This is a genomic window from Cellulosimicrobium cellulans (genome assembly GCF_001722485.1).
GTDB lineage: Bacteria > Actinomycetota > Actinomycetes > Actinomycetales > Cellulomonadaceae > Cellulosimicrobium > Cellulosimicrobium cellulans_A.
In genome coordinates this window covers 1-4,752 of record NZ_LWGL01000210.1, presented here as the reverse complement: position 1 = coordinate 4,752, position 4,752 = coordinate 1, and the positions used below count along the sequence as shown (strand labels likewise).

Here is a 4,752-nt window from a genome sequence, read left to right as displayed (position 1 = left end):
TGGCTGGCGCCACGGCGGTCGCGGGCCCCGCCGCGCCGGCCGCGGCGACGTCCGCGCCGCGATCCTGCTGCTGCTCGCCGAGCAGCCGATGCACGGCTACCAGCTCATCCAGGCGATCGCGGAGCGCAGCGAGGGCCAGTGGCGCCCGAGCCCCGGCGCGGTCTACCCCGCGCTGAACCTGCTGCAGGACGAGGGCCTCGTCGAGCTCTCGTCCGAGGGCGGGCGCCGGCTCGCGTCGCTCACCGAGGCGGGCCGCGCCCACGTCACCGAGCAGGCGGACCGCCTCGGCGACCCGTTCGCCGAGGCGGCCGACCGTGGCGGGCGCTCGCGGCACGCGCTGCGCGCGGGCGTCGAGGCGGTCGCCGCGGCGGTGCACCAGGTCGCCCGCACGGGCACCGACGAGCAGGCGAGAGCTGCGGCCGAGCTGCTCGAGCGCACGCGCCGCGAGCTGTACCTGGTCCTCGCCGGCCCCGCGCCCACGGGGAACCCGACCGAGGACGCGCCCGTCGAGGACGCCCCGGTCGACGACGGGCCCGCCGAGGACTGACTCGGCGCGACGCGTCACCGGCGACCCCGGGTTCGTCGCGAGCGGGCGCTCAGCCGCTGCGGCGGGCCAGGCGCTCGGCGAGGCGGCCCAGCGAGACGTGCATCATCCCGCGCAGCGCGAGCCCGACGAGCGGGGCCGTCACGCGGCGGGGGAGCGGGCCGGCGAGGTAGGCGTCCTCCCACCACACGACGCGGCAGCGGCCCGTCCCGAGCGGCTCGACGTCGAACCCCGCCTCGCCGAGCAGCACGGGGCCGAGCTTGCGCACGGACGTGCTCCCGGCGCGCCCGGCGGCCGCGGACGGCCGGCGGAGGGACTCGACGACCATCCGGTCGACGACGCCGGGCGCGCCCCGGCGGGCGAACGGGCCGCTCACCATCGTGAACCGGTCGCCGACGTCCGGCCCGCGCGCGGCCGGGGACGCCAGGCGCGTCAGCGGGATGAAGCGCGGGTGCGTGCGCGGGTCGGCGACCCACGCGAACGCGACCGACGCGTCGACGGGCAGCTCGCGGCCGACCGCGACGCGGTGCGTGCGGCTCACGCGTCCTCGACGTCCTGCGCGCGGTCGTGCCGGCGCCGGCCGGGCAGGAGACGCCGACGCGTGCGCGGGGCCTCGTCCTCCCGCACGGGCACAAGCGACGGCCGGGCGTCCTCGGTCGCGGCCTCGACGACCTCGAGCACGCGGCCGAACTCGGACGGCGGCGGCCCGAACGCCCGGCGCGACTGGCCGATGACGCCCTGCCCGAGCGCGCGGCCGCCCGCGACGCCGACGACCGCGCCGATCCCGAACGGCACGAGCCGCCCGAGCGCGAGGCCCGACTGCTTCGCGAGCTGCGTGCGCAGGAAGCGGTTGGCGAGCGCCTTGTTGACCTTCGTCAGGGTGCCGGACGGCATGCGCGTCAGCAGCACCTTGCCCCACGCGGCGCCCGAGCCCTGCGCGGCCCGCTCGACGTCGCGCGCGCCCTTCTCGCCGAGGACCGTGGCGAGGAGCAGCGCGCGGCGGCGGGCGACGTCGTCCACGGCGATGCCGTGCACGTCCGCGACCGCGAGGGAGAACGCGGCCGACGACGCGAAGAACGTCGCGATGTCGCTCGACGTCAGCGCGATCCCCACGCCCGTGCCGACCGCCGGGAGCGCCGCGGCCGTCCCGACCGCGCCGCCCGCCGCCTGCACGACGAGCAGGTACTCGCGCTCGAGGATGCGGATGATCTCGGCCGGGCCGGCCTCCGGGTTGCGGCGCCGCACCGCGTCGACGTGCGCGCGGATCACCTGCGACGGGATCGTCACCGCCTTGTCGAGCGCCGCGTCGAGCAGCGGGGTGGGGCGGTAGGCGGTCCAGTCGGTGGCGTCGCGCGTCGAGCCGCCGCGCGTCACGACGTCGGACGGCGCACCACCGGGCGGTGGCGTCCCGTAGTCGGGCACGCCACTGCCGGGCCGTTCCTGCCCGGCCCCCGAGGGACCCTGCTGATGCGCCATCGCGCCTCCCGTCTGCGTCACACGTCGGACTCGAGCACCGGGCCCGCGCCCTCCGGCTGGAAGAGGTACTCGACCTCGGCGCCGGCCTTGACCGTCCGTCCTACCGTGCACGCCTTGTCGATCGCTCGCTCGGCGACCGTGACGAGCCGCTCGCGCAGGTCGTCGTCGAGCGCCGACAGGTCGATGTCGTACGTGCCCGTGATCTTCGGGTAGCGCTCCTCCTCGAGCAGCTTGTCGCCCGAGACACGGATCGTCAGCTGGTAGTCGTCGCCGAGCCGGCGCGCGAACGTGCGGTCCGTGCTCATGCCCGCGCACGCGGCGAGCGCGATCTTCAGCAGCTCGCCCGGGGTGAAGACGGCGCCCTCGCTCGACGGCCCGATCGCCACCTGGGCGCCGCGCGCGGAGAACCCCGTGTACGTGCGGTTCCCGGTGCGCTCGACCCACAGCGGGTCCTTCGGCGCGGGCGACGCCGGGGGCACGTCGCGGTCGGCCTCGGCGGCGGGGATGAGGGTCTCGGCAGGCTCGGTCGTCATGCGTCGATCCTCGCACCCGCGCCGCGCCTCCCGGTGCGCCGTCCCATCCCCGGGCACCGGGCTGTCACATCCGTGGTCCCAGCCCGGTCGAGAGGGTGTCAGGCGGCCGCGAGCCGCTCCCAGGGATCGGAGGAGGACCTCATGAAGATCGTCGTCGCCGGCGGGACCGGGCTCATCGGCCGTCAGGTGGTCGCCCGGCTGCAGGAGCAGGGCCACGAGGCGGTCGTCGCCGCGCCGAGCACGGGCGTGGACACGCTCACCGGGCAGGGCGTCGACGAGGCGCTCGCCGGCGCGGACGCCGTCGTGGACGTGTCGAACTCGCCGTCGTTCGCGGACGACGACGTGATGCGCTTCTTCACGACGTCGACGCGCACGCTGCTCGACGCCGAGGAGCGCGCCGGGGTGCGGCACCACGTCGTGCTGTCGATCGTCGGGGCCGACCGCACCGACGCCGGGTACATGCGCGCCAAGGTCGCGCAGGAGGACCTCGTGCGCGGGTCGGGCCGCGGCTGGACCGTGGTGCGGGCGACGCAGTTCTTCGAGTTCGCGAGGTCCATCGCGGACGGCTCGACCGTCGACGGCGTCGTCCACATCCCCCCGGTCGCGTTCCAGCCGGTCGCGTCGGCCGACGTCGCGCGCACGGTCGCGGACGTCGCGGCGGGCGAGCCGCGGGACGCCGTCGTCGAGCTCGCCGGGCCGGAGCGGCTGCGCTTCGACGCGTTCATCCGCGACGCGCTCGCTGCCCAGGGCGACACCCGCGAGGTCGTGGGGGACCCGGAGACCACGTACTTCGGGGCGCGGCTCGCCGAGGACTCGATCGTGCCGCAGGGCACGTCGGCGACCGGCGAGGTCACCTTCGCGCAGTTCGGCTCCGCCTGACCGCCGCGCTCCGGGGGCAGACGTCGCAGCACCCCGCGGCGTACCGTGACCGCATGACGTCGCACCCGACGGTGCCCGGGCGTCCCGGGGTCCTCGAGGACCCCGGGGCGCTCGACGCGTTCCTCGCGGTCCGGCCCCGGCTCTTCGGCCTCGCCTACCGCATGCTCGGCAGCGTCGCCGAGGCCGAGGACGTGGTGCAGGACGCGTGGGTCCGCTGGCAGGGCACGGACCGCTCGCGCGTCGAGAACCCCGCGGCGTTCCTCACGACGACGGCCACGCGCCTCGCGATCAACGCCGCGACGTCCGCGCGGGCGCGGCGGGAGACGTACGTGGGCCCGTGGCTGCCCGAGCCCGTCGACACGAGCGACGACCCGGCGCTCGGCGCTGAGCGTGCCGAGGCGCTCGAGCTCGCGACGCTCGTGCTGCTCGAACGCCTCACGCCGGTCGAGCGGGCCGTCTACGTGCTGCGCGAGGCGTTCGGCTACCCGCACCGGCGCGTCGCCGAGATCCTCGACATGTCGGAGGCGAACGCGCGCCAGCTCGCGCGCCGCGCGCGCGAGCGGCTCGGTGCGCGCCAGGCCGCCCCTGTGGACCCGGGCGAGCACCGGCGGCTGCTCGACGAGTTCGTCGCCGCCGCGCACGACGGCGACATGGCGCGCTTCGAGCAGTTCCTCGCCGACGACGTCGTCGCCCGGCCCGACGGCGGTGGGAAGGTCCACGCGTCGCGCAAGGAGCTCGTCGGGGTCGAGCGCGTGTCGCTCTTCTTCGACAACGTGTGGCGCAAGTACTGGGCGGGCGCCGACCTGCACGTCGTCGAGGCGAACGGGCTCCCGGCGCTGCTCGTGGTCCGCGAGGGCGTGCCGTTCGCGCTCGTGTCGCTCGACGTGTCGCCGGCCGGGATCGAGCACGTGTACGTCCAGGTGAACCCGGACAAGCTCGGCGGCTACGCGACCGCGGCCTGACGCGCGCGCCGTCCGAGCGCGAGCGCCGCCGCGGCGGCCGACACCGCCCCGGCGACGAGGAACGCCCCGGTGTAGCTCGCCGAGAGGGCCAGCGCGCCCACGCCGGCGGCGCCGAGCGCCTGGCCGAGCACGAGGGTCACGAACAGGAGCGCGGTCCCCGCCGGGGCGCGCGGCGCGTCGATCCGCTCCGTCCACGCGATGAGCGCCCCGGTGCCGGCGGTGTAGCCCCAGCCAGCCGCGCAACCTCGCGAAGTCCGTCACGGTCGAGTAGTCGTCGGGCCGGGCGTGATCATCGGGGTGGGCATCGACGTCGTCGACGTCGAGCGGTTCATGGCGACGATCGAGCGCACCCCGCGCC

The 4,752-nt window shown here is 76.5% G+C and carries 7 protein-coding genes; 3 read left to right on the top strand and 4 right to left on the bottom strand.

Going from position 1 to position 4,752, the window contains the following annotated elements:
* A partial coding sequence (locus JZ5iCDA_RS15690; protein WP_139123159.1) for a PadR family transcriptional regulator occupies positions 1-547 on the top strand: 547 nt, incomplete at its 5' end.
* A gap of 49 nt (positions 548-596) precedes the next feature.
* On the opposite strand, the gene JZ5iCDA_RS19140 is transcribed toward JZ5iCDA_RS15690, so the two are convergent.
* The 3 genes from JZ5iCDA_RS19140 to JZ5iCDA_RS15675 are packed head-to-tail and all read right to left on the bottom strand — an operon-like array spanning position 597 to position 2,553.
* A complete protein-coding gene (locus JZ5iCDA_RS19140) occupies positions 597-1,085 on the bottom strand; it encodes an SRPBCC family protein (protein ID WP_069387996.1) in 489 nt (162 codons plus the stop codon).
* Positions 1,082-2,020: a hypothetical protein gene (locus JZ5iCDA_RS19135; protein WP_253182127.1), complete on the bottom strand. Its 939-nt coding sequence runs from the start codon at positions 2,018-2,020 to the stop codon at positions 1,082-1,084. The genes JZ5iCDA_RS19140 and JZ5iCDA_RS19135 overlap by 4 nt, the downstream gene beginning before the upstream one ends.
* Before the next feature lie 17 nt (positions 2,021-2,037).
* The gene (locus JZ5iCDA_RS15675; protein WP_069387995.1) at positions 2,038-2,553 is read right to left on the bottom strand and encodes an OsmC family protein; all 516 of its coding nucleotides are present in this window, start codon (positions 2,551-2,553) and stop codon (positions 2,038-2,040) included.
* A gap of 141 nt (positions 2,554-2,694) precedes the next feature.
* Here JZ5iCDA_RS15675 and JZ5iCDA_RS15670 point away from each other — a divergent pair, with 141 nt between their 5' ends.
* Both JZ5iCDA_RS15670 and JZ5iCDA_RS15665 read left to right on the top strand, forming a co-directional pair.
* Positions 2,695-3,432, top strand: a complete 738-nt coding sequence (locus tag JZ5iCDA_RS15670; protein WP_069387994.1) for an SDR family oxidoreductase — start codon at positions 2,695-2,697, stop codon at positions 3,430-3,432.
* A 53-nt stretch (positions 3,433-3,485) separates the two neighbouring features.
* Positions 3,486-4,394, top strand: a complete 909-nt coding sequence (locus JZ5iCDA_RS15665) for an RNA polymerase sigma-70 factor (RefSeq protein ID WP_069387993.1) — start codon at positions 3,486-3,488, stop codon at positions 4,392-4,394.
* Here JZ5iCDA_RS15665 and JZ5iCDA_RS19130 read toward each other — a convergent pair.
* Positions 4,376-4,534 carry a hypothetical protein gene (locus JZ5iCDA_RS19130; RefSeq protein WP_171905406.1) on the bottom strand — a complete coding sequence of 53 codons (159 nt, stop codon included), beginning with the start codon at positions 4,532-4,534 and terminating at the stop codon, positions 4,376-4,378. The genes JZ5iCDA_RS15665 and JZ5iCDA_RS19130 overlap by 19 nt on opposite strands.
* Positions 4,535-4,752 lie beyond the last annotated feature (218 nt).

Bases quoted from the DNA above. Each gene is read 5' to 3' on its own strand.
- JZ5iCDA_RS15675 (WP_069387995.1), bottom strand. From the start codon at position 2,553: ATGACGACCGAGCCTGCCGAGACCCTCATCCCCGCCGCCGAGGCCGAC.
- JZ5iCDA_RS19135 (WP_253182127.1), bottom strand. From the start codon at position 2,020: ATGGCGCATCAGCAGGGTCCCTCGGGGGCCGGGCAGGAACGGCCCGGC.
- JZ5iCDA_RS15670 (WP_069387994.1), top strand. From the start codon at position 2,695: ATGAAGATCGTCGTCGCCGGCGGGACCGGGCTCATCGGCCGTCAGGTG.
- JZ5iCDA_RS15665 (WP_069387993.1), top strand. From the start codon at position 3,486: ATGACGTCGCACCCGACGGTGCCCGGGCGTCCCGGGGTCCTCGAGGAC.